This is a genomic window from Paenarthrobacter sp. MSM-2-10-13 (genome assembly GCF_011605365.1).
In the GTDB taxonomy this organism is placed as follows: domain Bacteria; phylum Actinomycetota; class Actinomycetes; order Actinomycetales; family Micrococcaceae; genus Arthrobacter.
In genome coordinates this window covers 13,939-38,254 of the sequence record NZ_JAAOXO010000006.1, presented here as the reverse complement: position 1 = coordinate 38,254, position 24,316 = coordinate 13,939, and the positions used below count along the sequence as shown (strand labels likewise).

Sequence of the window (24,316 nt, the reverse complement as noted above, 5' to 3'; positions counted from 1 at the left end):
TTCCTTTTTCTAGGCTTCTGCAGCTGCGCGGCCCAGGCCGGCGCTGAGGTTCTTGGTGAGTTGTCCGACGGCGTCCACGCCGCCGTCGCGGAGGGCCGCCACCAAAGCGGTGCCGACGATCACCCCGTCCGCATAGGCAGCGATTTCACGCACGTGATCCGGGTTGGAGACGCCCAATCCGACACAAACACGCTCGGCGCCGGCCTCGTGGGCACGAGCCACCACGCTTTCTGCACTACTGCTGACGGAGGTTCGTGTTCCGGTAACGCCCATGATGGAGACAGCGTAGACGAATCCACGGCTTGCCTTGACCGTCATGTCCAGTCGCTCCGGAGTGGAAGAGGGCGCCACAAGGAACACCCTGTCCAGGCCGTACTTGTTGGAGGCTTCGATCCACTCATGAGCCTCGTCAGGAACCAGGTCAGGGGTAATGAGCCCTGCTCCCCCGGCTTCGGCCAGGCGGCGGGCGAACTCGTCCACGCCCATGCGCATGACCGGGTTCCAATAGGTCATGACCAAAACTGCTGCATCGGTGGCGGCAGTAATGCCTGCAACCACGTCAAAGACGTCTGCGACGCGGAATCCGTTGGAGATCGCTTCAGTGGTAGCGGCTTGGATCACGGGACCGTCCATCACGGGATCGGAGTACGGAATGCCGATTTCGATGAGGTCAGCACCGTTCCGGGCCAAGGCTATGCCGGCCTCGATGCTCTCCTTGACCGTGGGGTAGCCGGCGGGAAGGTACCCCACCAACGCGGCCCGGCCTTCTGCTTTGGCCCGGTCAATGACGGCGGCGGATTTGCTGGCGAATTCTTCAGTCATCAGTTCTGGTCCTCGTTGACATCCACGGCTGCTTCGTTGGTGCGCTCGGTGGGCCCCTTAGGCTTCCGCGTGGACAGTGTGGTGCCCTTGACGTGCCCTTCCTCGTCCAACATGTTGAACCAGGCGGCAGCAGTCTCCACATCCTTATCGCCACGCCCGGACAGGTTCACGATCACTGTCACGTCCGAGGGATTTTCCTTGCCCTCCGTGAGACGCTGGCCGATCTTGATGGCACCGGCCAATGCGTGGGAGGACTCGATAGCCGGGATGATGCCTTCAGTCCGGCACAGGAGGCTGAACGCATCCATGGCTTCGGTGTCCGTCACGGCCTCGTAGGTGACACGCCCGATGTCTGCAAGGTAGGAGTGCTCCGGGCCGACGCTCGGGTAATCCAGCCCGGCAGAAATGGAGTGTGACTCAATGGTCTGACCGTCTTCATCCTGCATCAGGTACGAGCGGGCGCCGTGAAGTACGCCCGGGCGGCCCAGCGAGATGGCTGCAGCGTGGCGGCCTGTCTCCACTCCTTCGCCGCCGGCTTCAAAGCCGTAGATCTTCACTGATGCGTCGTCAAGGAATGCGTGGAAGAGGCCTATTGCATTGGATCCTCCACCGATACATGCAGCGATGGCGTCGGGAAGCTTCCCGGTTTGCTCCAGGATCTGGCTGCGCGCCTCTTCACCGATGACTTCGTGGAAGTAGCGGACCATGGCAGGGAAAGGATGCGCTCCGGCGGCGGTACCCAGCAGGTAGTGGGTGTGCTCCACGTTGGAGACCCAATCCCGAAGGGCATCGTTGATGGCGTCCTTGAGTGTCTGCGAACCGTTGGTCACGGGAACCACTGTGGCGCCCAGGAGCTGCATGCGCGCCACGTTCAAGGCCTGCCGGCGGCAATCCTCGGCACCCATGTAGACCACGCACTCAAGGCCCAGCAGTGCTGCGGCGGTTGCGCTGGCCACGCCGTGCTGGCCTGCGCCGGTCTCGGCGATGACGCGGGTCTTGCCCATCCGCTTTGCGAGCAGTGCCTGGCCCAGGACGTTGTTGATCTTGTGGGAGCCGGTGTGGTTGAGGTCCTCGCGTTTGAGGAAGATGCGCGCCCCGCCTGCGTGCTCCGAGAAGCGCTTGGCCTCGGTCAGCAAAGACGGCCTGCCGGAGTAGTTCTTGTTGAGGTCCTTGAGCTGGGCGATGAAATCAGGATCAGCTTTGGCCTTCTCAAAGGTGTCCTGAACTTCGTCAAGGGCGGCGATGAGCGACTCGGGCATCCAGCGTCCGCCATAGCTGCCAAAGTAGGGCCCCGATGCATTCCGCAGCGAAGGGCCACCTTGGAGGAATGCATCCGCTGCATTCTCGTCTGAGCCGGCTGTTGGCGCGTCGACCATCAGTCTCACCGTCCTGTTCCAGTTAGTTCTTTGGTAGTTCCACGTGCCACAAGGCAGCCGCAGGCTGATGCCCGGGCTGCCTTGCAACTGTTCGCCGTGATTCAGGTGCTGCCTCAGTTCCTGACGGCGATTGCGGCAGCTCCCGCTGCCTTGAATTCAGTGATGCGTTCGCGCGGTGTGGAGTCGCTGACCAGCGCCTCCCCCACCAGGATGGCGTTGGCGCCGCCCGCGGCGTAATGAGAGACGTCCTCGGGACCCCTGACGCCGGATTCGGCCACGATGACGGACTCAGCCGGAATCAAACCGGCCAATGATCCGAAAACGGAACGGTCGACGTCGAGCGTTTTGAGGTTGCGCACATTGATGCCAATGATCTTGGCCTGCGCCGCGACAGCTCGCTCAATTTCCTCTTCGGTGTGCGTCTCCACCAGGACGTTCATGCCGAGCTCGTGGCTCAGAGCACTGAAGTCAGCAAGCTCCGAGTCGGACAGCGCCGCAACGATCAACAGGATGAGATCGGCACCGTGGGCACGGGCTTCCCAGATCTGGTACTCGTCAACGGTGAAGTCCTTGCGCAGCAACGGCGTTTCGACGGCGCCACGTACGGCGTCGAGGTCCGCCAGGGAACCGCCGAAGCGGCGCTGTTCGGTGAGGACGCTGATCACGGAAGCCCCGCCGTCGGCATACTGCGCCGCAAGCGACGCAGGATCGGCGATGGACGCGAGATCACCTTTGGAAGGGCTGCGACGCTTGATTTCGGCGATGACTTTGAGGTCGTTGCGGATGGATGACGGGCCACCCAAGGCGGCCCACGCATCACGGGCCGGAGCAGCGTTAGCGGCGCGCTCCTTCAGCTCCGCGAGGGACACGAGACCACGCCGGGCCTCCATGTCCTCCTTGACGCCAACAATGATGTCATCAAGAACGGTCACGATTAGTGACCGTTGTTCTGCAGCTTGCTGCCGCCCACTCCGTAGCCTGCCTTGCGCATGACGAAGCCCACGATCAGGCCGATAACCATGACCACCAGTCCACCGACGAAGATCGGGGTGTTGGCGATGACAAATGCGATGGAAGAAATCAGGGCGCCCACCAGCATCACAAGTACGCAGGTCCAGGCAGCCGGGCTGTTTCCGTGGCCAATGGCGTCAGCGTGGCTGGCCATTTTGGATTCAGCTTGGTTTGCGGACACTGTGGTTTTGCTCATGTGAAATCTCCTCAGGATGAATACTGCTTACATTCTGCCATTTATTGACGACGGCCGGGACATCGCCGGACGTCATCGCAGGTGTGGTCGGCTTTGTTGCGCCGGGGAACCCGAAAGTACGATGCGACTGCTTACGTGGGGTCTTCTCCGCGCGAGAGGCTGTCCCAGCTGTCGATCTCGTCAACGGGTTCGTTGTTGCTCTTCTTGCTTCTCGTCCCGGCGTCATATTTGGTCCGTGAGGTCCAGTGACGAGCCGCAAGCGGCAAGAGAACAGCGCAGACCGCCAGAAGGGAACCGGCAATGATGGCAAGCACGGGGAACACAGTAACTGCTGCATCGGCCTGCCCGCCCGATACTCCCGTGGCTGCAGCTATGGAACCTTGCGCGGCTCCCAACGGATCCAGCATGACGGTCACTGCCGCGAGGATGATCCCCGCAGCTGACAAAACAATGAGGACTGCAATGATCCAGCGCGCTATCTTTCCGGCGATGGATGCAGCCAAGCCGCCCGCCAGAGCGACGACAGCCAGTGCTGTGACCGCGGTAGCCGCTTTGCTTCCTTGGACATGGAGGTCACTGTTGGAGGCACCAGTGGGGTCCAGCCGGACCTCGATCCAGGTCTGAGTGGTGGCTCCAAAAACGGCCAGCGCAAGGATGGTGGTGGCCAGAACCAGAGTGGATTTTCGCGCCCACCGCGGAGACTGCCTCACAGAAGGTGCTGAAGATGCCGCGCTCATGAAGCCGACGTCCCGGTGTCGGATTCATCTGCGCTCCGCACAGACCTTGCGGAAATGTTCTGCAACGAACCGGCTGTGTGCACCGCACGGAGAGGTGCGGCAGCTTTGTTCACCGTTTCAAGGGCTTCCGAAGGCTTGTGCGAATCGGCCACGATCCCACCGCCGGCCTGGACGTAGGCGCGCCCCTCACGGAGCAGTGCGGACCGGATGGCAATGGCCATGTCCATGTCTCCGGCGAAGTCCAAGTAGCCCACCACGCCGCCGTAGATGCCACGCCGGTGCGGTTCGAGTTCGTCCAGCAGCCTGAGCGCACGCGGCTTGGGAGCACCGGAAAGAGTGCCCGCCGGAAAAGTCGCTTTGAGGACGTCGTAGGCCTTTGCGTGCGGGGCGAGCTCGCCTACCACGGTGGACACCAGGTGCATGATGTGGCTGAACCGCTCCACTTCCATGAACTGCGTAACGTCCACGGTTCCGGCCACACAGACCTTGGAGAGGTCGTTGCGTGAAAGATCCACCAGCATCAGGTGCTCTGCGCGCTCTTTCTGGTCTGCCAGAAGCTCAGTAGCCAAGGCCTTGTCGGCCTCCACCGTCTTGCCACGGGGGCGCGAGCCGGCGATGGGGTGGGTAATGACTTCCTGTCCGGTTACCGTGACCAAGGCCTCCGGTGAGGAGCCCACAATCGAGTACTCGCGGCCGTCCGCGTCCTCCAGGCTGAAGAGGTACATGTACGGGCTGGGGTTGGTGTTGCGCAGGACGCGATAAACATCCAGGGGGTCCGCGGCGCATTCCATTTCGAATCGCCGCGAGATCACTACCTGGAAAACCTCACCGTCAACAATGGCTTCCTTGCCGCGGTCGATTGCTTCCAGGTATTTGGCCTCGTCCCAGCGTTCCTGGACGCTGGAGGCGAAGTCCAGGGCAGCCGTTTCAAGCACGGACACGGGCTGGGCAACCGGTGTGCTGATCTGCTCCAGCAGCGCCTTCACCCGGGCCACGGCGTCGTGCCAGGCATCATCCACCCGCTCGGAGCTGTCATCGAAATTAATGGCGTTGGCAATCAGGAGGACGGTGCCGTCCATATTGTCGTGCACCGCCATGTCGGTGACCAGGTTCAGTGCCATCTCGGGCAGCTGCAGATCATCTTCGGGCGGGGACGTCAGCCGCTCCCAATGGCGCACAGCTTCCCACCCGAGGAAGCCCACCAAACCGGACGTGAACGGCGGCAACCCATCAAAGCGGTCAGTTTGGAGTGCCGCGACGGTGTCCCGCACAGCGTCAACGGGGTTGCCCGAGACAGGAACTCCCACGGGTGGCTCACCAATCCAGTGCGCCTGGCCGTCTTTGGTGGTCAGCGTGGCACGGGACTTGGAACCGATGAAGGAGTAGCGCGACCACGCGCCGCCAACCGCAGCGGATTCCAAGAGGAAGGTTCCCGGTTGCCCCTTGGCCAGCTTTCGGTACAGGCCAATGGGAGTCTCGGCATCCGCCAAGACCTTGAGTCGGACAGGGATGACACGGCTGTGGACGGCGAGTTCGCGGAACTCTTCCAGGCCCGGGCTGATGATTCCAAGGTCCTGCATGGCTATGTTTTCCGCCTTATTGTCTGAGGTGGTGCGTCAGTGGAAAGTGGTGGGTGCCTTAGTCGCGGTGGCCCGTAACAACTGTGAAGTCGCGACCATCGAAGCAGGTCCGGGTTCCGGTGTGGCAGGCTGCGCCGATCTGGTCCACGCGGATCAGGAGGGCATCGCCGTCGCAGTCAAGGGCGACAGACTTCACGAACTGTACGTGTCCGGAGGTGTCGCCCTTACGCCAGTACTCCTGACGGGAGCGGGAGTAGAACGTGACCCTGCCGGAGGTCATGGTGCGGTGGAGAGCCTCATCATCCATCCAGCCGAGCATGAGGACCTCATGGGTGTCGTGCTGCTGCACGATAGCTGCGACGAGGCCGGAAGAATCCCGTTTCAGGGCGCTGGCGATCTCCTGCGGCAAAGGGCTCGCGGGCTCGCTTGAGGGCTCCGCGGCAGGAGTTGGGCTGGGGGCGGACTGCTCTGACATCAGATCAAGTCTAGTGCCTTTGGCGGGAGCCGGATTCTGCGGCGGTTCCACTGCGCAAGAGTGCTCCGATCGTGCTAGTTTCACAAGTGATGCATTTCGTCGATCCTTCCCGAGAAGTACTGGCCGAAACCCTTCTGGCGGCCGGACCTGACTCCTCCACGCTCTGCGAAGGGTGGCAGACGCGGGATCTTGCTGCGCATTTGTATCTGCGCGAACGGAAGATTGCAGTGGGTTTGGGCCTGCTGATTCCCAGTTTGGGCAAGGCCTCGGAGAAGGCCACCTCCAAACTCGCTGCCAAGCTCAAGAGCCCTGAAGCCTATGCGGACCTCATCAAGACGTTCCGCGCCGGCCCTCCGGCCCTCTCCCCCTTGAAGATCAAAGCCCTGGATGAGACGTCCAATCTCATTGAGTACTTTGTTCACACCGAGGACATTCGCCGCGCCGGCGACCGTTGGGCACCCCGGGCACTCGACGAAGCCTATTCGGATGCCCTCTGGGACGACCTCATCAAGCGCGCTGCGTTCCTTTACCGCGGTGTAGACCTCGGTATTGTGCTTGTGCGACCCACCGGTCCCCGACACGTAGCCAAGCGAGCCCCCGTTTCAGTAGCAATCGTCGGCGAGCCCGGCGAACTGCTCATGCACGCTCATGGACGTACCAGCCAGGCGCTCGTCACCTTCGAAGGCCAGCCGGACGCCGTCGCGCTCTTGCAGTCAGCCGACATCGGCCTCTAAATGCGCAATGGAGGGTCACCTGCACGGTGACCCTCCATTGCCTTTTAAGCTCTACTGATCAGCGAACCTCGAAGCCTGCCTCACGAATCGCGGTCTTCACCTGGGCGATCATGTCATCCGGGCCAAAGTGGAACACCGAGGCCGCCAGCACGGCGTCCGCGCCAGCCTCCACGGCGGGCGGGAAATGGGCAGGCACGCCGGCCCCGCCCGAAGCAATGATGGGGATGTTCACCGCAGCACGGACCAAGCGGATCAGTTCAAGGTCGAAGCCGTCCTTCGTGCCATCGGCGTCGATCGAGTTGAGCAGGATCTCTCCCACGCCCCTGTCGGCGGCTTCCTTGGCCCAGGCGATCGCATCGATTCCGGTACCGGTGCGGCCACCGTGGGTGGTCACTTCAAAACCGGACGACGTCGGGACGTCACCGTCACGGGTACGGCGCGCGTCCACCGAGAGCACCAGGACCTGCGAGCCGAAGTGACGGGTGATTTCATCGATCACATCGGGGCGGGCGACAGCCGCGGTGTTGATGGACGCCTTGTCCGCACCGAAGCGCAGGAGCTTGTCCACCTCTGCCACGCCACGAACACCACCACCCACGGTCAAGGGAATGAAGACTTCCTCAGCCGTGCGGCGGACCACGTCGAACGTGGTTTCGCGGTTGCCGGACGACGCAGTGACGTCCAGGAACGTCAATTCGTCGGCCCCGCCGTTATCGTACCGGTGCGCGAGTTCCACTGGATCTCCGGCATCTCGGAGTCCTTCAAAATTGACGCCCTTGACCACCCGGCCTGCATCGACATCCAGGCATGGGATGACGCGTACGGCTACAGCCATGTGCTGCTCCTAAGTTCTACTGGGCTTGCTGTCCGTGGATCAGATGCGGCAAGCGTGGATGCTGCTGACCAGGATGGCGCGTGCTCCGAGGTCGTAGAGCTCGTCCATGATGCGGTTGGTTTCCTTCTTGGGAACCATGGACCGCACAGCAACCCACTCCGAATCCCGCAGCGGTGAGACCGTGGGCGATTCCAGGCCGGGAGTCAGTGCAGCCGCGTCCTCCACCAGGTCTTTGCGGATGTCGTAATCCATCAGGACGTACTGGCGGGCTACGAGGACTCCCTGGAGTCGACGGATGAGAATCTCGATTTCCTTGGCTGTCCCGTTGGCGGCTCCGCCCGAACCGGACCGGCGGATCAGCACGGCCTCGGACTTCAGGATGGGATCGCCAAAGATCTCCATGCCGGCAGCTTTGAGCGTGTTACCTGTTTCAACGACGTCGGCGATTGCGTCCGCGACGCCCAGACGCACGGAAGACTCAACGGCTCCGTCCAGCCGGACCACGGTGGCGTTCACGCCGCGCTCGGAAAGGTAATCGCGCAAAAGTCCGTCATAACTGGTTGCCAGGCGCTTGCCTTCGAGCTGCTCGACGCCGGTGAAGTCACCTACCGGTCCAGCGAACCGGAACGTGGACGGCGCGAAGCCCAAAGGAAGCAGTTCTTCGGCTTCCACTTTTGCGTCCAGCAACAGGTCGCGGCCGGTGATGCCGACGTCCAGGGTTCCCTGGCCGACGTAAACGGCGATGTCGCGGGGACGGAGGAAGAAGAACTCAATGTCATTGTCGGGATCAACCATGACCAGTTCGCGGGTGTCGCGGCGCTGGCGGTAACCAGCCTCGGACAACATTGCCGAGGCGGCTTCGGACAGGGATCCCTTGTTGGGGACTGCTACACGGAGCATTGGGAGACTTTCTTTTTGGAATGGAGGTTTTCAGGCACCTTGGCCACGCAGGGGGCTCCGCAACAGGCAAGCGGAGTGGCGTGGCTAGAGATGCTTGTAAACGTCTTCCAGGCTGAGGCCCTTGGCGAGCATGAGGACCTGCAGGTGGTACAGCAACTGGGAGATTTCCTCAGCGGCGGCTTCGTCCGATTCGTACTCCGCGGCCATCCAGACTTCGGCGGCCTCTTCGACCACCTTTTTACCGATGCCATGGATTCCGGAGTCCAGTTCGGCAACCGTGCGCGAACCTGCCGGGCGGGTCGCTGCTTTCTCACTCAGTTCTGCGAACAGCGTCTCGAAATTCTTCACGCCCTCCAGACTACTTGCTCAGGGGCAACCACCGCTTGTTGGGGCGTTGCATGACGAAGGGGATGTGAGTGAAGACACACTCACATCCCCTTCGATCCAGGCGTTTAGCTGTACTGCTTGAGTGTCACAGCCGTGGCCAAGGCAGCGGTCACTGCTTCGTGTCCCTTGTCCTCCTTGGAACCCGGAAGGCCGGCACGGTCGATGCCCTGCTGCTCGGTGTCGCAAGTGAGGACGCCGAAGCCAACAGGCACTCCGGTGCGGACGCTGACGTCGGTGAGGCCCGACGTCGCGGCCTGGCAGACGTAGTCGAAGTGTGGGGTCCCGCCGCGGATCACTACGCCGAGGGCTACCACAGCGTCGAAGTGGGGCGCGAGCCTGGCCGCGGCAACCGGAAGTTCAAAGCTGCCCGGAACCCGCAGGAGCGTGGGTTCGGCGATGCCGGCTTCCTTGGCTGCGCGGAGGGCACCGTCAACCAGGCCGTCCATGATCTGTGTGTGCCAGCTCGCGGCCACAATGGCCAACCTCAGCTGTGAGGTTTCCTCGGGGTTGAGGGTGGTGAGGTCGATAGTTGGTGCGCCGTGGCCGCTCATAGTTGCTGGGGATCCGTTCAGTCTTGGTTGTTGTCAAAGGGCAGGGATGCCGGCGTCTTGCCGTTGCTGACGGGCTGGACGTCCAGCGCCAGACGGTGGTCCATCCGGTCTTTCTTGGTCTGCAGGTAGCGGAGGTTCTGTTCGCGGGAGGGAACCTCGGTGGGCACCATCTCCACCACCGTGACACCGGCTTGGGCGAGGCGGTTCTGCTTATCGGGGTTGTTGCTCAGCAACCTGACCTCGTGCAGTCCCATTTCCGCAAGGATCTGGCCCGCGGCAGTGTAGGAGCGCGCATCTACAGGCAGGCCGAGCTGTTCGTTGGCTTCCACTGTGTCAAAGCCGGCTTCCTGCAGCGCATATGCCTTGATTTTGTTGGCCAACCCGATGCCCCGGCCCTCTTGGCCGCGCAGGTACAGCAAGGTCCCGCCCTCTGCGTGGATGAGCTCCAGGGCAAAGGCCAACTGTTCTCCGCAGTCGCAGCGGTAGGAACCAAACACATCACCGGTGAGGCACTCCGAATGCAGCCTTACCAATGGTGCACGGCCGCCCTTGGGCGGGTTGGGGGAACTCACGGCGAGGTGCTCGTGGCCGGTCTCATGGTCAGTCCACGCCTGTGCCACAAAGTCACCAAAAGCCGTAGGCAATTGCACGATCGGCCCACCACTGACGGGGTGAGTCCCGGGGCCGGTGTGGTCGCTGCTGCGTGTGGTCGATGCGGTCATCGCTTCTCCTCGTCCTCCTGTGAAACATGTGCTTTCCGGGACTCTACCGCCTCAACATACGACACCAGGTCCTCGATGGAGATGAGGGGGCATCCATGTTCAGCGGCAAAATCACGGAGACTGTCCAGCCGCATCATTTCACCGTCGTCATGTACCAACTCTGCGATCACACCCACCGGAGCGAGCCCGGCAAGCCGACACAGGTCCACGGCAGCTTCCGTGTGACCTGGGCGTTCACGCACTCCCCCGTTAACCGCACGCAGCGGGAAAATATGCCCGGGGCGTGTGATCGATGCCGGAGTGCTGTTTGGATCCGCCAAAATTCGGGCAGTCAAAGCGCGGTCAGTAGCTGAGATTCCGGTGCTGACTCCGATCGCAGCATCGCAGGAAACGGTGTAGGCGGTTCCCTTTGCGTCCTCGTTGATCTCCACCATAGGCGGCAGGATCAGGGCGTCCGCGCGCTCTGAATCCAAGGGAACACAGATGACTCCGGATGAATAACGGATGGTCCAGCCCATGAGCGCCGGCGTTGCGTGCTCGGCGGCGAAAATGATGTCGCCTTCGTTTTCCCGGTCTTCGTTGTCCACCACGATCACTGCCCTGCCGGCGGCCATGGCGGCGATGGCGGATTCGACAGGATCCAGGCCTGTACGTCCCGTTCCGGCCGGAGTTGTTTTGGCGGGAGCGCTCATCAGTTGCCTCCCTGCCGGGGCGCGAAGGACAGGAGGCGTTCGGTGTACTTGGCCAACACATCAACTTCGATGTTCACCCGGCCACCCACCGCTTTGGCGCCCAAGCCGGTTTCCTCCAGCGTAGTGGGAATCAGACCTACTTCAAACCACGGCGCCGTTTCTGCGGCGGGGCTGACCGCGGTCACGGTCAATGAAACACCGTCGACGGCGATCGAACCCTTTTCGGCGATGTACCGTGCCAGCGTGGCCGGCACTCCAAACCTCAGCCGGTCCCAGTTCCCCAGCGGCTCGCGTTCCAGCAGTTCACCTACACCGTCCACATGGCCTTGGACAACGTGCCCGTCCAGCCGTCCGCCGGCCGGAACGCAGCGTTCCAGGTTTACGGCATCTCCCGCCGTCAGCTCGCCAATGGTTGTCCGGACGAGGGTCTCCCCCATGACGTCCACGCTGAAGTCCTGGCCCTCGATCTGCGTGGCGGTCAGGCACACCCCGTTGACGGCAATGGAGCCACCCAAGGGCAAGCCGTCTGCCGTGGTAGGCGCTTTCAGCCTCAATGTTGCGCTGGCATCGCCATCATGCTCAATGCCAAGCACAGTGCCTTGCTCGGCAACGATTCCCGTAAACATCAGTTTCCTCCTGTGAGATGTTCCGCAGCTTCTCCGTGAAGAACCACATTTTTCTGCGAAACCGAATTCTTGATAGTGCTGGCGGCGCCCCGTGGTGACCGCAGGTGTAGCCGAAGGTCGTTGCCCAGAATCCGGACAGCGCCGCCACCGGCGTCGTCCCAGGACCAGTGCTGGGCGTCCGCAAGTGTGGTGATACCGAGGTCGTGAAGTGCCGGGGTACCGGATCCGAGCAACGTGGGAGCGAGGTAGACGATCAGTTCGTCCACCAGGTCCGCGGCAAGGAAAGTGCTCAAAATGGAGGAGCCTCCTTCCACCATGAGGTGGCGGACCCCCTGTTCGAACAGCAGGCCCAAGGCTTCCGCCGGATCCCGCGTGGGCAGGTGAAGGAAACGCCCGTCGGTTCCCCGGACTGCAGCATCTTCAGGGACTTCCCGCAAACCCATGACTGCACGGAGGGGCTGGTGGGCCGAGAGCCCGCCCTCCGGTGTCCGCGCCGTCAATCGCGGGTTGTCGATCAGCACCGTCCCGGTTCCTACCAGGATCGCGTCGATCAGGCCCCGCAGTCCGTGGTTGTCAGCAAGCGACTCCGGACAGGAGATCCATTGGCTGGTGCCGTCCACAGCGGCAATTCTGCTGTCCAGGGTCTGGGCTATATGCAAGGTGACGAAGGGACGCTTCGCCGCAACGGCGTCGAACCAGTCACGGTTCAGGTCCAGTGCCCTGCTACCTTCCAGCCCGGACCTGACGTCAATGCCGGCGGCAGTGAGCGTGCGCGCACCCCCCGCGGCGGGATCATGGGGATCGTCGACGGCGTAGATCACCCTTGCGATGCCTGCGTCAATGATGGCCTGGGCGCAGGGCCCGGTTCTGCCCACATGGTTGCAGGGCTCCAACGTGACAACCATGGTGGTTCCTGCAGTCTCGACGCCGTTCTTCCGGGCTTCGGAGATCGCGTCGGCTTCGGCATGGGCCGTTCCGGCCCCTCGGTGATAACCGGTTGCCAGTTGCTTTCCCTCCGGACTGAGGATGACCGCCCCTACCAACGGGTTGGCTCCCCGCGGTCCGGCAAGTGCAGCTTTTAATGCGGCTTCCATGGCCGCATTTTCTGCTGCCGTGTAAAACGTATTGTCTAAGCTCACTGGAGGGCCCCCGCGGACACAGCAGCGACTACGGGCTCGGCGTCGCGGCCGGCACGTTCGCGCTTTTCGGCCCGCCACCACACGAAGAACCCGGTGAGGGTAAAGAAGCCGTAGAACAGGTACATCACCGCGCTGGCGTAATAGCCTGCGCTGAACAGCAGCGGCACTCCCACAATGTCAACGGCCACCCAAATCAACCAAAATTCAGTCCATCCACGTGCCATGCCGTAGGTTGCCAGCAGGGACCCCATGAAGGTCCATGCGTCTGCCCAGACGGGCGGATAGGAGCCAAGGGCGTCGAACACGGGCGTCAGTGCAGCCGTGCCCGCCACCATCGCACCAATCAGCGCGAAGCGGACCTTGTTACTGGCCCAACCGGGGACAATTGCACGCCCTTGGGTACCCGACTGCCGGCCTTGCTGCCACCGGTACCAGCCATAAACAGCCACTGCGATGAACATGATCTGGCGGGCGGCCTGTCCCCACAGCGTGGCCGGTGCTGCGGCACCGAATACGTTGCCCAGGAAGACCGTGAGCAAGAGGATGTTACCCACGATGCCGATTGGCCAAGCCCAGACTTTTCGGCGCATACCGCCGAGGGCGCTGAGGAGCCCAAAGATGTTTCCAAGCACTTCGCGTAAGACAAGAGCAGATCCTCCAACGGGGATCTGTGCTTCGAAGAGCCATCGCAGAAAGTCCATGCCGTTCCTTCCCAGTAAGCCGCGATGACTCCGGGGGTGTACGACAGCGCAGTGCCGGGCGTCGCGAAAGGGACGCCCAAGGCATGACTGTACGTGCTTCTCCCATCCAGACTTTAACTGTCGGTACTGGAATTTCACCAGTTCAACCGTCTGCCACCGAACGTCCAATTTCTTGGACTCCAGTGGCTCGCGGGTCGCGGACTATAACCGCCGGTTCGGACTTACACCGACCCCGGAGCACGTATGTGTGTTGTTATTCTGCCACAACTACAAAGATGTCCGGGCTATTCCCGGGCCATTTTCGTAACATGTGGTGACGGTCGTCAGCCGTTTGTCCAAGCAGCGGCTTGACCTGCTGCACGAAGCTTCTCGATCGCCTCCGCGGGATCTGGATGCCCGTACACGGCCGAGCCTGCAACAAAGACGTTCGCGCCGGCTTCAGCCGCGCGCGCAATGGTCTCCTCAGTGATACCACCGTCCACCTGGATGGCGACGCCGATCCCCGACCCCTCAATCGCTGCCCGCGCACGCCGGATCTTGGGCAACGTAATGTCCAGGAATGCCTGACCCCCGAATCCGGGCTCCACGGTCATGATCAACAGCATGTCCAGTTCGCTGAGCATGTCCAGGTAAGGCTCCACGGGTGAAGCGGGACGTAAGGCCATGCCGGCCTTGGACCCCCTGGCGCGCAGTTCGCGGGCCAGCTTGACCGGCGCCATGGCAGCTTCGGCGTGGAACGTCACCGACGCGACGCCGGCGTCCGCGTAGGCAGGCGCCCAGCGGTCGGCGTCGGAGATCATCAAGTGTGCGTCCAGCGGAACCGGGCTGACTGCTTGGATCCTTTGCACCACGGGCAGGCCCAGCGTCAGGTTGGGAACAAAATGGTTGTCCATAACGTCCACGTGGACGGCATCGGCATTGCTGATCCGTTGCAGTTCCGCCTCAAGGTTGACGAAATCCGCTGACAGGATGCTCGGGTTGATACAGCACTGAGACAAAGCAGCCCCTTCGGGTGGGTGGGAATGGGAAACCGGGTTACGGCAGCTACGGCTTTTTGCGGATGAGTGCCATAAACATGGCATCCGTTTGGTGAACGTGCGGCCATAGCTGGGCCGTGAGGTCATGACCTGCACCAAGATTTCCGGTAAGGCTGACATCGTCCAACGCCTGCCCGGCGTCCAGCAGTTCAAGGTCCTCACGCTTGGCAAGCACGTCCGCAACAACGGCCGTGGTCTCGGCCGGATGCGGCGAGCACGTCACATACGCCACCACGCCACCGGGCCTGACGGCATCAAGCGCGGACTTCAACAGGTCACGCTGCAACGGACCCAGGTCACCGATGTCCGCGGGAGAGCGGCGCCACCGGGATTCCGGCCGCCTTCGCAGGGCACCAAGTCCACTGCAAGGTACGTCCACCAACACGCGGTCAAAAGTTTCGGGCTGCTCCGCACCCACTTCGCGGCCGTCGCCGGTCCGCACTGTCCACGCCTCATGCGGCACAGCCGAGAGTGCCTGCTGAACAAGTTTGGCCCGGTGCGGTGCCGGCTCATTGGCCAGGAGGGTAGCGCCGTCGCGGTGCGCCAAGGCAGCAAGGAGCGCAGCCTTGCCACCGGGCCCCGCGCACAAGTCCAACCACCGTTCACTCTGTGCAGGAGAATTGCCCAGCTCAACTCCAGCCAAAGCACGGGCAACCAGCTGGGATCCCACGTCCTGGACGCGCGTAGTACCGCGGCGGACCGATTCAAAACGGCCCAAGTCCCCGCCGGCTGAAAGAGCTGAATCTTCCACCAGCTCACCTGCTGTAGCTCCATGATCGAAAGCCTCATCCAGGTTTCCAAGACCGGGCAACGCCACCAGGTTAACCACCGGGGCCGCGTTATCGGCCTCCAAGAGCGCATCAATCTCGGATTTGGGGCGACCGTGGTTCACCAGGGATTGGCGGAGTGCACGGACAATCCATTCCGGGTGGGCGTGGCGCAGGGCAGCAATTTTTGTCTCGTCGGATTCGTCATCCAGCACGATCTCCAGCCACTCGCCCATGGTGTGGGCAGTGACCTTGCGAAGTACGGCGTTGATGAGGGCCGATGGTCCGGCTCCGATGACGGCGCGTGCTAGGCCGACGGTCTGATCCAGCGCTGCGTGCGCCGGAACACGCATGGAGAGCAGCTGGTGGGCGCCGATTCGCAGCGCATCCAGGATGGCCGGATCCAGTTGCTCCAAGGGACGGTCCACGCAACGGGCCAGGATGGCATCGTAGGTACCCTGCCCGCGCAAAGCCCCGTAGCTCAATTCAGTGGCGAAGCCAGCATCGCGCCGGTCCAGGCGGTGCTCGCGGATACGTGCCGGCAGCACCAAGTTTGCATAGGCGTCTTCGGAGGCAACCGCCCGAAGAACTTCAAAGGCCACGAGCCGGGCTGGATCAGCGCGACGTGTGCGTTGCGAAGGAGCGTTATTGGTAAAACCCCTTTGCGGTCCCCTGTTCCGTTCCCGGCCCTGCGCGTTGCGTTTGCTTTCGCTGCGGGCGCCACGGTTACCCTGTGAGTCCCGGTTGCCCGCCCCGCCGCCGTCCCGGCTCCCGCTGTTGTTGGGGCCTCGCCGGCCGGACTCGCTCATTCGAATACCACTCTCTCGGGTGTTGCCAGGCCGCGCGCCCAATCGGCAGGCGACATCATTTTCTTACCGGCCGGTTGGATCCGGCCAAGCTCCACTCCATGGGAACCGGTACCTACCAGAACCGACTTGCCGTCCACCTTGATGCTCCCCGGCGGAAGATCCTTGATATCGGGCCGGAGAGTCACGGGTTCAAGTTTGACCCTCTGGCCGTCCAAGGTTGTCCATGCTCCGGGTTCAGGGGTAACTCCTCGCGCCCGGCGGTTCAAGGCAAGGGCCGGCTGCTGCCAGTCGAGACGACCGTCGTCGAGCGTCAGCTTGGGGGCGAGGGAGATCTCCCCGGTCTGCGGCTGAGGAGCAGCCTGCCCGGCATCAATGGCGGAAAGGGTCTGGCTCAGCAGTACCGCGCCACTGATGGACAGGCGCTCGAGCAGATCACCCGCGGTATCTTCAGGACGAACTGTTTCTGTGAGTGTGCCAAATACAGGCCCGGTATCCAGGCCTTCTTCAAGCTGGAAAGTAGCCGCCCCGGTGACGTCATCGCCCGCGATGATGGATCTTTGCACGGGCGCCGCACCGCGCCATGCAGGGAGGAGGGAGAAGTGCAGGTTGACCCAGCCGTGTGCGGGTACACCCAGCGCGGCCTTGGGAACAATGCCGCCGTAAGCAACGATTGCGGCGACGTCGGGAGCGAATTCCGCGATTCTCTGTGTGGTTTCCGCGTCGACCTTTGCCGCTCGAATGACCTCGATACCAAGTTCCATGGCTCGTGCAGCAACCGGCGAAGGCGTCAGAACGCGCTTGCGGCCCACGGGCGCATCAGGCCGGGTGAGGACCGCAACGATCTGGAAGCCAGCCTTAACCAAGGCATCCAACGACGGCACAGCCACAGCGGGCGTTCCTGCGAAGAGGACCCTCACTCGGGAGCTCCGAAACTACCGCCGCCGAAACTGGAGCCCACGGAGTTGGCGCGTTGGGAGGTTGTTTGCTCCGTGATGGCGTGATAGTTGGCGTTCCGGATGGCACGGAGGGCGGCCTTTCGGTCGTCCCCTTCCAACCTGTCGGTATAGAGGACGCCGTCAAGGTGATCTGTCTCGTGTTGGAAACAACGGGCCAACATGCCCTCCGCCTCCACCGACACCGGATTCCCGTTCAAGTCCACGCCAGTAGCCCTGGTAGCCCGGTAACGGCGCACGGGAAAGCCCAAACCGGGAATGGAGAGGCAACCCTCTACTTCGTCCGGCTGGAAATCCTCACTGTTTTCCAGGACCGGATTGATGATGTGTCCTTCCACTCCCCCAATGCGGTACGTAAACACCCGCTGGCTTACCCCCACTTGAGGAGCGGCGAGGCCGGCACCTTCAACGTCTTCCATGGTTTCGGTCATATCAGCTACCAGCTTGGCGAGCTCCGGACCGAAATCGGTGACGGGGTCAGCTACGGTGCGCAGCACCGGATCCCCGATGATTCGGATACTCAAAATTGCCATCTGCTGTCAGTCCTCACGATCGTCAAACCAGGCTCCGGTTGTTACGGGGCCTAGGCCAGTTTAGTTGAGGTCATGTTGCTGCAGGTGCGGCGCCTGCTGAAGCGAAGACGGGCGGAGCAATAGGGAGCAACGGCTGTCCGGCCGCGACAACGTCCGCTGACATCTCCCACACGCGCCGCAAGGCGCAGAACTTCCACCAGTGGTGCTTGAGGATGTCCGGATTGGCCCGTTGCGGCCTGACTTCGGTCTCGCCGATAGCTACTGCCAGCAACATGGGGTTATCGCCGTACTTCCACGGCTCCCATTCACCTGCAACAGGATCCACCAGACTTTCCTCTGCCTTCATCCCGGCCGCGAGCTGCATGACCACTTTGTCATCCAAGGCTTTGACCGTACCGTCGCGGGTAGTGCCTTTGGTTTTGTAGTCAATCAGGCAGATGCGGCCGTTGATCCGGGCCACGAGGTCCAACGTTCCGGCATAACCCACCGTTTTGTTCCACACCGTGATCTCGGGCGCGAGGGGCTCTACCCGGTAGAGTTCCCACCACTCATCAAAGCGGGCAGCAAAGGCCTGTTCTCCATGGGCGGCGAGGTCTTCCCGGCATTCTTCCAGACGGTGCGGCCGCCCCATGGCCCGCAGGGCCACCTGTTCGCAGTATGTATGAACACGATCCCCGCGTGCTGCAGCTGCATCCCGATAAACCTCGGCGGCCTTGGAGGCTTTGTTGATGGCCTGACGAATCCTGGCAGGACTTCCGAGGATGGCCGGAAGCTCAGGATCTGCAGCCAGGCTGCTTGCGCCCATGTAACTGAACCAACCGTCCAAAGCATGCGCCTGTTGTCCGATCACTGTGGTGATGGACGGCACAGAAAATTGCTCAGTGGTGGAGCGGGCGTACATCCGGCCGTAGTCAGTAGCGTGGGCAAGCAGTGGAGCAGTCATATAAAGACTGTGTCACAGAGGACCGACAGAATTCATCCGCGGAAAGATCACGGCAAGCTGCTCAGGAGGCAGCCTGGCCAGCTTGCCGGCGAGGATCGGCGCGGTCGCTGAGAGATCTACAAGGCGGGCGGCAGTTTCCGTGACGGCCGGGAGCAGTTCCGGCTCCTCTTGTTCGTGCATGCTGATGGGTGTCGCGTGCACGTGAATCGTGACGCAGAAACCAGAAATCGGGCAGGCATACGGGTTGCACTGGAAAACAGCTGAATAAGGAAAAACCCCGTCCGGACCGACTCAGTCAGTCCAAACGGGGTTTAACCATTGCATACAGGCTGTGGGCGATACTGGGTTCGAACCAGTGACCTCTTCGGTGTGAACGAAGCGCGCTACCACTGCGCCAATCGCCCGGGTGCATAGAAAACACTAACGGACCATCGCCGGAATGCAAAACGGATCCTGATGTTCAGACCGCCCTCGAACTACAACAGTGAAATTACAGCGGTGAAATTCGCCTAAATCCGCGTGAATACAAGGATCCAGCCGCCACTGCGATCAAAAGCAAGCTACCGATTTGGAGTTTGCAGGAACCTCCTATAGAGTTTTTACTCGTCGGAAAGCGACGGAATGCCTGCAAGGCTGCCCGCCGATAACGACACTGCGGACGTAGCTCAGCTGGTAGAGCACCACCTTGCCAAGGTGGATGTCGCGAGTTCGAATCTCGTCGTCCGCTCGCAAGGCACTGTCAAGGCAAGACTTCTTCGGAAATCTGCTTACACGGTGGGTTGGCCGAGAGGCGAGGCAGCGGCCTGCAAAGCCGTATACACGGGTTCGAATCCCGTACCCACCTCGGTGAAAACCATGTCTTCCAGCAGCTGGCTGGATGCATGGGCGATTGGCGCAGCGGTAGCGCGCTTCCCTGACACGGAAGAGGTCACTGGTTCGATCCCAGTATCGCCCACCAGAACAAGGAAACTTGTTTGTTGTTGAAGGCCGGGCATCAACCCGGCAAGCAGCATGTGCGGACGTAGCTCAGCTGGTAGAGCACCACCTTGCCAAGGTGGATGTCGCGAGTTCGAATCTCGTCGTCCGCTCTCCTATTGAAGGACCCGGTAACGGGCGATTGGCGCAGCGGTAGCGCGCTTCCCTGACACGGAAGAGGTCACTGGTTCGATCCCAGTATCGCCCACCAAAACAAGGCAACTTGTTTGTTGTTGACAGCCAGGCTTATACCCGGCAGGCAGCATGTGCGGACGTAGCTCAGCTGGTAGAGCACCACCTTGCCAAGGTGGATGTCGCGAGTTCGAATCTCGTCGTCCGCTCCAGAATAAAGAAAGCAGCTCCCAGGAGCTGCTTTTTTTATGCCCGGATTTTGCGGATATCCAATTCATTAATGGAAGTAACCGATACCCCTCAGAAGAAGTCGCTTTATCTAATGTGATTCGGCTCGCATAATGTACTGCGAGCTCATCACCGTTCCACGCCCACCGGCAGGAGTACCCCCATGAACCAACAGACGGCTTCACAGTCCGTCCTGAGGCGCAAGCCGATCGACGACATCGAGGAAGAAAACAAACACAGCGGGCTTTTCAAAAGTCTTGGCCTCTGGCAGCTGACAGCCATTGGCGTCGGCGGAATTATCGGCGTCGGCATCTTCTCGCTGGCCGGGCTGGTAGCCCATGGCAGCGAGAGCAACCCCGGCGTTGGCCCTGCCGTGCTCTTCTCGTTCCTCATCGCCGGCCTCGCTTCCGGCGCAGCAGCACTGTCCTACGCCGAGTTTGCCGGCATGATCCCCCGCGCCGGCTCGGCCTACACCTACGGCTATGTAGCTCTGGGAGAGATCATCGGCTGGTTCATCGGCTGGGACCTCCTGCTGGAGTACATCGCCATTGTGGCTGTGGTGGCTATCGGCATTTCCGGCTACTTCGATGCTTTCCTTTCAGGCATCGGAATCCATATGCCCACCTGGATGACGTCCACGGCCGATGAGGGCAAGGGCGGAATCATCAACCTTCCGGCCATCCTTGTCTGCCTCCTGGTCACCTGGATCCTGAGCCGTGGCACCAAGGCGTTTGGCCGGTTTGAACTGGTGGCAGTCGCCATCAAGGTCATCCTGATTCTGTTCATTATCGGGCTGGGTATTTTCTACATCAACACCGAGAACTACAACCCGTTTATGCCCAGCGGCTTTGGGCCCGTCCTGGCCGGTGCCGCCACCGTCTTCTTCGCCGTCTTCGGCTATGACGCCATGAGCACAGCTGCGGAAGAGGCCAAGGACGGCAAAAAGCACATGCCCAAGGCCATCATCCTGTCGCTGATCGTCGCAATGCTTCTGTACGTTGCCGCAACCCTCGTACTCACCGGCATGCAGAACTACAAGGACATTGATCCCACGGCCGGCTTCGCATCTGCATTCACCGGCGTCGGATTGCCTGTGATCGCCACTATCATTTCGGTATTCGCGGTCCTGTCCATCCTCACCGTGATGCTGACATTCCTGCTGGGTGTCACCCGCGTATGGTTCTCCATGAGCCGTGACGGCCTGCTCCCGGGCTGGTTCGCCAAGACTGACAAGCACGGAACCCCGCAGCGCGTCACATGGATCGCCGGTGTTGCCTCGGCATTCCTCGCCGGAGTCTTCCCCATCAAGGAAGTTGCCGATCTCACCAACATCGGCATTCTGGCTGCCTTCGTGGTGGTCTGCATTTCCGTGATCGTGTTCCGCTACACCAAGCCCAACGCCCCGCGCACCTTCCGCCTGCCGTTCATGCCGGCAGTCCCCGCCTTCGGCGTCCTGGCATCGGCGTTCCTCATGTTCCAGCTCCACTGGGAAACCTGGGTCCGGTTCGGCGCATGGCTGGTCATCGGCTTGATCATCTACTTCGCCTATGGCCGCAGGCACTCCCTCATGAACCCGAACAGCCCGCGCCACAAGGTTGAGAGTAAGCCGTTGGCGTAGTTCGTCCACAGGCCTCCGCAGAACCCTTGGCACCCCGCAGAACTGGTGTTAGGGTCGGACGCGGAGGAGCGAACTGGCTCCGCGATGGAAGGGAGGTGCCCGTGGGTTTAATTGACGACCTGAAGGGCAAGGCTCAGGGTCTCATTCAAGGCAACGAAGAAGCCATCAAGAATGGCATCGAAAAGGCCGGGGATTTTGTGGATCAGAAGACGGGCGGTAAGTACGCCGGTCACGTCGACAAAGTCCAGAATGCCGCTTCCGACTTCGTGGCCAAGAACGACGGTCAGCCTGGACAGGCTCCCGTCACGGATGAGCCGAAGCAGCCGTAGCTGCCTGAGCCGCCGTACCAGATACGTCAAGGGGGCACCGGTCCCGCCGAGAGGCGCCACCGGTGCCCTTGGCGTTTAAGCGGCGCCCTTGGCGTCTAAGCGATGCCCCTAGCGTTGGGCGTTTCCCAGGCGGCAGCCACGAAACCGGTCGGGAGACTTCCACCAGGTCAGGTACTTTGGACCTTATGCCTTCAGCTTCAACCCGTGCCGTCCAAAGCCGCGCCCCTAAGGAGACGCTGGGCCCGCCTGTCACCGCAGGTGTTGTCACCGCTTTAGTCGGTTTCACGTCCTCGTTCGCAGTGGTCATTGCGGGTTTGAAGGCCGTAGGCGCCAATCAAGCGCAAGCATCCAGCGGCCTGCTGGCGCTGACCCTCACCTTTGGACTGGGTATCTTGTGGTTGTCGTGGCGGTCCCGGATGCCGGTAACACTCGCGTGGTCCACACCAGGTGCCGCGCTGCTCGCCTCTGCCGGAATGGTCGACGGCGGGTGGCCGGCTGCTGTGGGTGCGTTCCTGATGGTGGGGGTACTGATTCTCCTCACGGGACTGTTGCCCGTCTTGGGGAGGATCATGGCAAAGATCCCTACGGCTTTGGCGCAGGCGATGCTCGCCGGGGTGCTGCTGCCCTTGTGCCTTGCACCCTTCAAATCTTTGGGATCAGCGCCCCTGTTCATCGCGCCGGTGGTGTTGTGCTGGGTGATCCTGATGAAATTCGCACCACGGTGGTCGGTTCCGGCATCGCTGCTGGTGGCCCTGGCTGTCATCGGCATCCACATCTCAACCACCGGTGTTCAGGTATCCGGAGGCAGTCTTTTACCAAGATTGGAGTGGACCACGCCTGCATTTACCGTCGGAGCCGCGGTAGGACTGGCGCTCCCGCTCTTCATCGTGACCATGGCGTCGCAGAACATTCCCGGCGTCGCGGTCCTCAAATCCTTTGGGTACACCACGCCGTGGCGGCCGTCCATGCTCGTGACGGGAGCTGGAACGATCGCCGGAGCACCCTTCGGTGGCCATGCGATCAACCTGGCCGCCCTCAGCGCAGCCCTGGCTGCTGGTGAAGAGGCCGGAAAGGACCATGGCAGGCGCTGGATCGCCGCGTTCGTCTCAGGCATCGCTTATCTGGTGCTGGCCGCTGCCTCCGCCGCCCTGGTCACCCTGGTGGCTGCCGCCCCGCCCGGACTCCTGGAAACCGTTGCAGGGCTCGCTCTTTTGGGAACGCTGGCTTCGTCCATCTCATCAGCACTGGCGGTAGCCGAGGAACGCATCCCGGCCTGCATCACTTTCCTGCTGGCAGCCTCAGGGTTGAGCGTTGCCGGGATCGGCGCTGCTTTCTGGGCCTTGGCAGGCGGCATAGCGGTTCGCTGGCTGCTGAAGAGCCGCGAACCTGTTCAGAAGGGTTGAATCGCGCAGCAGGCCTGAATCAGGCAGGCTCGTGGTTTTGGGCTTCGCGTGCCAAAGCCGTCAGCCTGGACACGGCACGGAAATACTTCTTCATGTAACCACCGGTCATCATCTCTTCGGTGAAGAGTTGGTCGAACGGTACCCCACTGGCCAGGATCGGCACATCTTTGTCGTAGAGCCTGTCCGCCAGTACCACGAAGCGGAGCGCAACAGCCTGTTCGGTGATTGTTTCGACGTCGCTCCACACCACGGCCTCCACGCCGGAAATGAGCTGGCGGTAGCGGCTGGGGTGGACTGCGGCCAGGTGGTTGACGAGCGTACGGAAATCATCAACGGCCACGGTCTTTCCGTCGAACTCGGCACGCATCCGGTGCTTGAGCTCTTCGGTCTTGAGCGGCGCGGGGGCCGCGGGCAAGCCTCGGTGACGGAAGTCTTCGCCGTCGATTCTGACTACGTCAAACTGATCCGCAAGAACCTGTATTTCGCGCTGGAAGTCCACGGCAGCGAAGCGTCCCTCCCCCAGTGATCCGGGGAGGGTGTTGGACGTCGCTGCCAGCTTCACGCCGGCGTCGGCCAGTTCACGCATCAGCCTGGACATGAGCACGGTGTCGCCCGGATCATCAAGTTCGAATTCGTCGATGCACACCAGCTTGTAGCTGCTGAGGGCTTCCACTGTCTTGCGGAAGGACAGCGCACCCACAAGGTTGGTGTATTCCACGAACGTACCGAACGCCTTGGGCCCCGGCGACCTGTGCCAGAGAGAAGCCAGAAGGTGTGTCTTTCCCACGCCAAAGCCGCCGTCAAGGTAGATTCCTGCCCTCGCTGCCGGGGCCTTCTTGGCGAACAACTTCTTGAAAAGCCCGCCACCGTCCTCGGATCCCACGGCGTCGGCGAATCCGGAAAGCAGCTTCACCGCGTTAGCCTGGCTCGGTTGGGACGGATCCGGCCGGTAGCTGTCGAACGATACCTCTCCAAATCGAGGAGACGGGTAGAAACCCTTGAGGAGTTCTTCCACAGAGACTGCCGGTGTGCGGGCAGCCAGTTGTTCGATCTTTACCACGGTGGTCCGTTCCTTCGGTGTTGGGTCCCCAGCAAGAATACCGGC

At 61.8% G+C, this 24,316-nt stretch carries 27 protein-coding genes, 7 tRNA genes and 1 riboswitch; of the genes, 10 read left to right on the top strand and 24 right to left on the bottom strand.

Annotation, left to right across the window (positions count from 1 at the left end; all coding sequences use genetic code 11):
- Positions 1-9: 9 nt before the first annotated feature.
- The 7 genes from trpA to hisI form a co-directional block, all read right to left on the bottom strand.
- Positions 10-822, bottom strand: coding sequence for a tryptophan synthase subunit alpha (gene trpA, locus HAV21_RS13230; RefSeq protein WP_166842028.1), 813 nt, complete (start codon positions 820-822; stop codon positions 10-12).
- Positions 822-2,198, bottom strand: a complete 1,377-nt coding sequence (gene trpB, locus HAV21_RS13225) for a tryptophan synthase subunit beta (RefSeq protein WP_166842027.1) — start codon at positions 2,196-2,198, stop codon at positions 822-824. Before trpB ends, trpA begins: the two co-directional genes overlap by 1 nt.
- Before the next feature lie 113 nt (positions 2,199-2,311).
- On the bottom strand, positions 2,312-3,130 hold the full coding sequence (trpC, locus tag HAV21_RS13220; RefSeq protein WP_347877649.1) for an indole-3-glycerol phosphate synthase TrpC: 819 nt from the start codon (positions 3,128-3,130) through the stop codon (positions 2,312-2,314).
- 2 nt (positions 3,131-3,132) lie between these two features.
- Complete coding sequence (locus tag HAV21_RS13215; protein ID WP_142939421.1) at positions 3,133-3,405, bottom strand: HGxxPAAW family protein; 273 nt, start codon at positions 3,403-3,405, stop codon at positions 3,133-3,135.
- A gap of 131 nt (positions 3,406-3,536) precedes the next feature.
- Positions 3,537-4,142 (bottom strand): Trp biosynthesis-associated membrane protein, encoded by a 606-nt coding sequence (locus HAV21_RS13210; RefSeq protein ID WP_142939422.1) that lies wholly within the window; start codon positions 4,140-4,142, stop codon positions 3,537-3,539.
- Complete coding sequence (locus HAV21_RS13205) at positions 4,139-5,722, bottom strand: anthranilate synthase component I (RefSeq protein WP_166842026.1); 1,584 nt, start codon at positions 5,720-5,722, stop codon at positions 4,139-4,141. Before HAV21_RS13205 ends, HAV21_RS13210 begins: the two co-directional genes overlap by 4 nt.
- 58 nt (positions 5,723-5,780) lie before the next feature.
- Complete coding sequence (hisI, locus tag HAV21_RS13200; RefSeq protein WP_166842025.1) at positions 5,781-6,197, bottom strand: phosphoribosyl-AMP cyclohydrolase; 417 nt, start codon at positions 6,195-6,197, stop codon at positions 5,781-5,783.
- 89 nt (positions 6,198-6,286) lie between these two features.
- Here hisI and HAV21_RS13195 point away from each other — a divergent pair, with 89 nt between their 5' ends.
- The gene (locus tag HAV21_RS13195) at positions 6,287-6,931 is read left to right on the top strand and encodes a TIGR03085 family metal-binding protein (protein WP_166842128.1); all 645 of its coding nucleotides are present in this window, start codon (positions 6,287-6,289) and stop codon (positions 6,929-6,931) included.
- A 58-nt stretch (positions 6,932-6,989) separates the two neighbouring features.
- On the opposite strand, the gene hisF is transcribed toward HAV21_RS13195, so the two are convergent.
- From hisF to HAV21_RS13115, 16 genes are all read right to left on the bottom strand, one after another.
- Positions 6,990-7,766 carry an imidazole glycerol phosphate synthase subunit HisF gene (gene hisF, locus HAV21_RS13190; protein WP_166842024.1) on the bottom strand — a complete coding sequence of 259 codons (777 nt, stop codon included), beginning with the start codon at positions 7,764-7,766 and terminating at the stop codon, positions 6,990-6,992.
- A 39-nt stretch (positions 7,767-7,805) separates the two neighbouring features.
- Positions 7,806-8,666 (bottom strand): ATP phosphoribosyltransferase, encoded by an 861-nt coding sequence (hisG, locus tag HAV21_RS13185; protein WP_142939426.1) that lies wholly within the window; start codon positions 8,664-8,666, stop codon positions 7,806-7,808.
- Positions 8,667-8,750: 84 nt separating this feature from the next.
- A complete protein-coding gene (locus tag HAV21_RS13180) occupies positions 8,751-9,014 on the bottom strand; it encodes a phosphoribosyl-ATP diphosphatase (RefSeq protein ID WP_018778638.1) in 264 nt (87 codons plus the stop codon).
- Positions 9,015-9,118: 104 nt separating this feature from the next.
- A complete protein-coding gene (gene ribH / locus HAV21_RS13175) occupies positions 9,119-9,604 on the bottom strand; it encodes a 6,7-dimethyl-8-ribityllumazine synthase (RefSeq protein ID WP_166842023.1) in 486 nt (161 codons plus the stop codon).
- A gap of 17 nt (positions 9,605-9,621) precedes the next feature.
- On the bottom strand, positions 9,622-10,326 hold the full coding sequence (gene ribA / locus HAV21_RS13170) for a GTP cyclohydrolase II (RefSeq protein WP_142939428.1): 705 nt from the start codon (positions 10,324-10,326) through the stop codon (positions 9,622-9,624).
- Entirely contained in the window at positions 10,323-11,018 is a 696-nt protein-coding gene (gene ribB / locus HAV21_RS13165) for a 3,4-dihydroxy-2-butanone-4-phosphate synthase (RefSeq protein ID WP_166842022.1), read from the bottom strand. Before ribB ends, ribA begins: the two co-directional genes overlap by 4 nt.
- Positions 11,018-11,644 carry a riboflavin synthase gene (locus HAV21_RS13160; protein ID WP_166842021.1) on the bottom strand — a complete coding sequence of 209 codons (627 nt, stop codon included), beginning with the start codon at positions 11,642-11,644 and terminating at the stop codon, positions 11,018-11,020. The genes ribB and HAV21_RS13160 overlap by 1 nt, the downstream gene beginning before the upstream one ends.
- Positions 11,644-12,783: a bifunctional diaminohydroxyphosphoribosylaminopyrimidine deaminase/5-amino-6-(5-phosphoribosylamino)uracil reductase RibD gene (gene ribD / locus HAV21_RS13155; RefSeq protein ID WP_166842020.1), complete on the bottom strand. Its 1,140-nt coding sequence runs from the start codon at positions 12,781-12,783 to the stop codon at positions 11,644-11,646. The genes HAV21_RS13160 and ribD overlap by 1 nt, the downstream gene beginning before the upstream one ends.
- Complete coding sequence (gene pnuC / locus HAV21_RS13150; RefSeq protein WP_166842019.1) at positions 12,780-13,484, bottom strand: nicotinamide riboside transporter PnuC; 705 nt, start codon at positions 13,482-13,484, stop codon at positions 12,780-12,782. The genes ribD and pnuC overlap by 4 nt, the downstream gene beginning before the upstream one ends.
- Before the next feature lie 89 nt (positions 13,485-13,573).
- Positions 13,574-13,729: riboswitch (FMN riboswitch) on the bottom strand.
- A gap of 78 nt (positions 13,730-13,807) precedes the next feature.
- Positions 13,808-14,482, bottom strand: coding sequence for a ribulose-phosphate 3-epimerase (gene rpe, locus HAV21_RS13145; RefSeq protein WP_142939433.1), 675 nt, complete (start codon positions 14,480-14,482; stop codon positions 13,808-13,810).
- Positions 14,483-14,528: 46 nt separating this feature from the next.
- Positions 14,529-16,097, bottom strand: coding sequence for a transcription antitermination factor NusB (locus HAV21_RS13140; protein ID WP_166842018.1), 1,569 nt, complete (start codon positions 16,095-16,097; stop codon positions 14,529-14,531).
- The gene (gene fmt / locus HAV21_RS13135) at positions 16,094-17,014 is read right to left on the bottom strand and encodes a methionyl-tRNA formyltransferase (protein WP_166842017.1); all 921 of its coding nucleotides are present in this window, start codon (positions 17,012-17,014) and stop codon (positions 16,094-16,096) included. Before fmt ends, HAV21_RS13140 begins: the two co-directional genes overlap by 4 nt.
- Positions 17,011-17,583, bottom strand: a complete 573-nt coding sequence (def, locus tag HAV21_RS13130; RefSeq protein WP_142939436.1) for a peptide deformylase — start codon at positions 17,581-17,583, stop codon at positions 17,011-17,013. The genes fmt and def overlap by 4 nt, the downstream gene beginning before the upstream one ends.
- A gap of 70 nt (positions 17,584-17,653) precedes the next feature.
- Positions 17,654-18,526 (bottom strand): cytochrome, encoded by an 873-nt coding sequence (locus tag HAV21_RS13125; protein ID WP_142939437.1) that lies wholly within the window; start codon positions 18,524-18,526, stop codon positions 17,654-17,656.
- Positions 18,527-18,538: 12 nt separating this feature from the next.
- A complete protein-coding gene (locus tag HAV21_RS13120) occupies positions 18,539-18,706 on the bottom strand; it encodes a hypothetical protein (RefSeq protein ID WP_160147655.1) in 168 nt (55 codons plus the stop codon).
- A 152-nt stretch (positions 18,707-18,858) separates the two neighbouring features.
- Positions 18,859-18,930 (bottom strand) — tRNA-Val (locus HAV21_RS13115).
- Between the two features lie 250 nt (positions 18,931-19,180).
- Between HAV21_RS13115 and HAV21_RS13110 the strand changes: the two genes are divergently transcribed.
- From HAV21_RS13110 to HAV21_RS13070, 9 genes are all read left to right on the top strand, one after another.
- Positions 19,181-19,253: transfer RNA gene (locus HAV21_RS13110), tRNA-Gly, on the top strand.
- Positions 19,254-19,299: 46 nt separating this feature from the next.
- Positions 19,300-19,370 (top strand) — tRNA-Cys (locus tag HAV21_RS13105).
- 39 nt (positions 19,371-19,409) lie between these two features.
- Positions 19,410-19,484 (top strand) — tRNA-Val (locus HAV21_RS13100).
- 57 nt (positions 19,485-19,541) lie between these two features.
- Positions 19,542-19,614, top strand: a tRNA-Gly gene (locus HAV21_RS13095).
- 23 nt (positions 19,615-19,637) lie between these two features.
- Positions 19,638-19,712 (top strand) — tRNA-Val (locus HAV21_RS13090).
- Between the two features lie 57 nt (positions 19,713-19,769).
- Positions 19,770-19,845: transfer RNA gene (locus tag HAV21_RS13085), tRNA-Gly, on the top strand.
- Between the two features lie 179 nt (positions 19,846-20,024).
- Positions 20,025-21,479: an amino acid permease gene (locus tag HAV21_RS13080; protein WP_166842016.1), complete on the top strand. Its 1,455-nt coding sequence runs from the start codon at positions 20,025-20,027 to the stop codon at positions 21,477-21,479.
- 95 nt (positions 21,480-21,574) lie between these two features.
- On the top strand, positions 21,575-21,808 hold the full coding sequence (locus tag HAV21_RS13075; RefSeq protein ID WP_014921420.1) for an antitoxin: 234 nt from the start codon (positions 21,575-21,577) through the stop codon (positions 21,806-21,808).
- Positions 21,809-21,993: 185 nt separating this feature from the next.
- The gene (locus tag HAV21_RS13070; protein ID WP_142939439.1) at positions 21,994-23,211 is read left to right on the top strand and encodes a benzoate/H(+) symporter BenE family transporter; all 1,218 of its coding nucleotides are present in this window, start codon (positions 21,994-21,996) and stop codon (positions 23,209-23,211) included.
- A 19-nt stretch (positions 23,212-23,230) separates the two neighbouring features.
- On the opposite strand, the gene zapE is transcribed toward HAV21_RS13070, so the two are convergent.
- Positions 23,231-24,271: a cell division protein ZapE gene (gene zapE, locus HAV21_RS13065; RefSeq protein ID WP_142939458.1), complete on the bottom strand. Its 1,041-nt coding sequence runs from the start codon at positions 24,269-24,271 to the stop codon at positions 23,231-23,233.
- Between the last annotated feature and the right edge of the window lie 45 nt (positions 24,272-24,316).

Excerpts from the sequence above, each read along its gene's own strand:
- trpA (WP_166842028.1), bottom strand. The coding sequence starts at position 822 with ATGACTGAAGAATTCGCCAGCAAATCCGCCGCCGTCATTGACCGGGCC.
- trpB (WP_166842027.1), bottom strand. The coding sequence starts at position 2,198 with ATGGTCGACGCGCCAACAGCCGGCTCAGACGAGAATGCAGCGGATGCA.
- HAV21_RS13215 (WP_142939421.1), bottom strand. The coding sequence starts at position 3,405 with ATGAGCAAAACCACAGTGTCCGCAAACCAAGCTGAATCCAAAATGGCC.
- HAV21_RS13210 (WP_142939422.1), bottom strand. The coding sequence starts at position 4,142 with ATGAGCGCGGCATCTTCAGCACCTTCTGTGAGGCAGTCTCCGCGGTGG.
- HAV21_RS13205 (WP_166842026.1), bottom strand. The coding sequence starts at position 5,722 with ATGCAGGACCTTGGAATCATCAGCCCGGGCCTGGAAGAGTTCCGCGAA.
- hisI (WP_166842025.1), bottom strand. The coding sequence starts at position 6,197 with ATGTCAGAGCAGTCCGCCCCCAGCCCAACTCCTGCCGCGGAGCCCTCA.
- HAV21_RS13195 (WP_166842128.1), top strand. The coding sequence starts at position 6,287 with ATGCATTTCGTCGATCCTTCCCGAGAAGTACTGGCCGAAACCCTTCTG.
- hisF (WP_166842024.1), bottom strand. The coding sequence starts at position 7,766 with ATGGCTGTAGCCGTACGCGTCATCCCATGCCTGGATGTCGATGCAGGC.
- hisG (WP_142939426.1), bottom strand. The coding sequence starts at position 8,666 with ATGCTCCGTGTAGCAGTCCCCAACAAGGGATCCCTGTCCGAAGCCGCC.
- ribH (WP_166842023.1), bottom strand. The coding sequence starts at position 9,604 with ATGAGCGGCCACGGCGCACCAACTATCGACCTCACCACCCTCAACCCC.
- ribA (WP_142939428.1), bottom strand. The coding sequence starts at position 10,326 with ATGACCGCATCGACCACACGCAGCAGCGACCACACCGGCCCCGGGACT.
- ribB (WP_166842022.1), bottom strand. The coding sequence starts at position 11,018 with ATGAGCGCTCCCGCCAAAACAACTCCGGCCGGAACGGGACGTACAGGC.
- HAV21_RS13160 (WP_166842021.1), bottom strand. The coding sequence starts at position 11,644 with ATGTTTACGGGAATCGTTGCCGAGCAAGGCACTGTGCTTGGCATTGAG.
- pnuC (WP_166842019.1), bottom strand. The coding sequence starts at position 13,484 with ATGGACTTTCTGCGATGGCTCTTCGAAGCACAGATCCCCGTTGGAGGA.
- HAV21_RS13140 (WP_166842018.1), bottom strand. The coding sequence starts at position 16,097 with ATGAGCGAGTCCGGCCGGCGAGGCCCCAACAACAGCGGGAGCCGGGAC.
- def (WP_142939436.1), bottom strand. The coding sequence starts at position 17,583 with ATGGCAATTTTGAGTATCCGAATCATCGGGGATCCGGTGCTGCGCACC.
- HAV21_RS13125 (WP_142939437.1), bottom strand. The coding sequence starts at position 18,526 with ATGACTGCTCCACTGCTTGCCCACGCTACTGACTACGGCCGGATGTAC.
- HAV21_RS13120 (WP_160147655.1), bottom strand. The coding sequence starts at position 18,706 with ATGCACGAACAAGAGGAGCCGGAACTGCTCCCGGCCGTCACGGAAACT.
- HAV21_RS13080 (WP_166842016.1), top strand. The coding sequence starts at position 20,025 with ATGAACCAACAGACGGCTTCACAGTCCGTCCTGAGGCGCAAGCCGATC.
- HAV21_RS13070 (WP_142939439.1), top strand. The coding sequence starts at position 21,994 with ATGCCTTCAGCTTCAACCCGTGCCGTCCAAAGCCGCGCCCCTAAGGAG.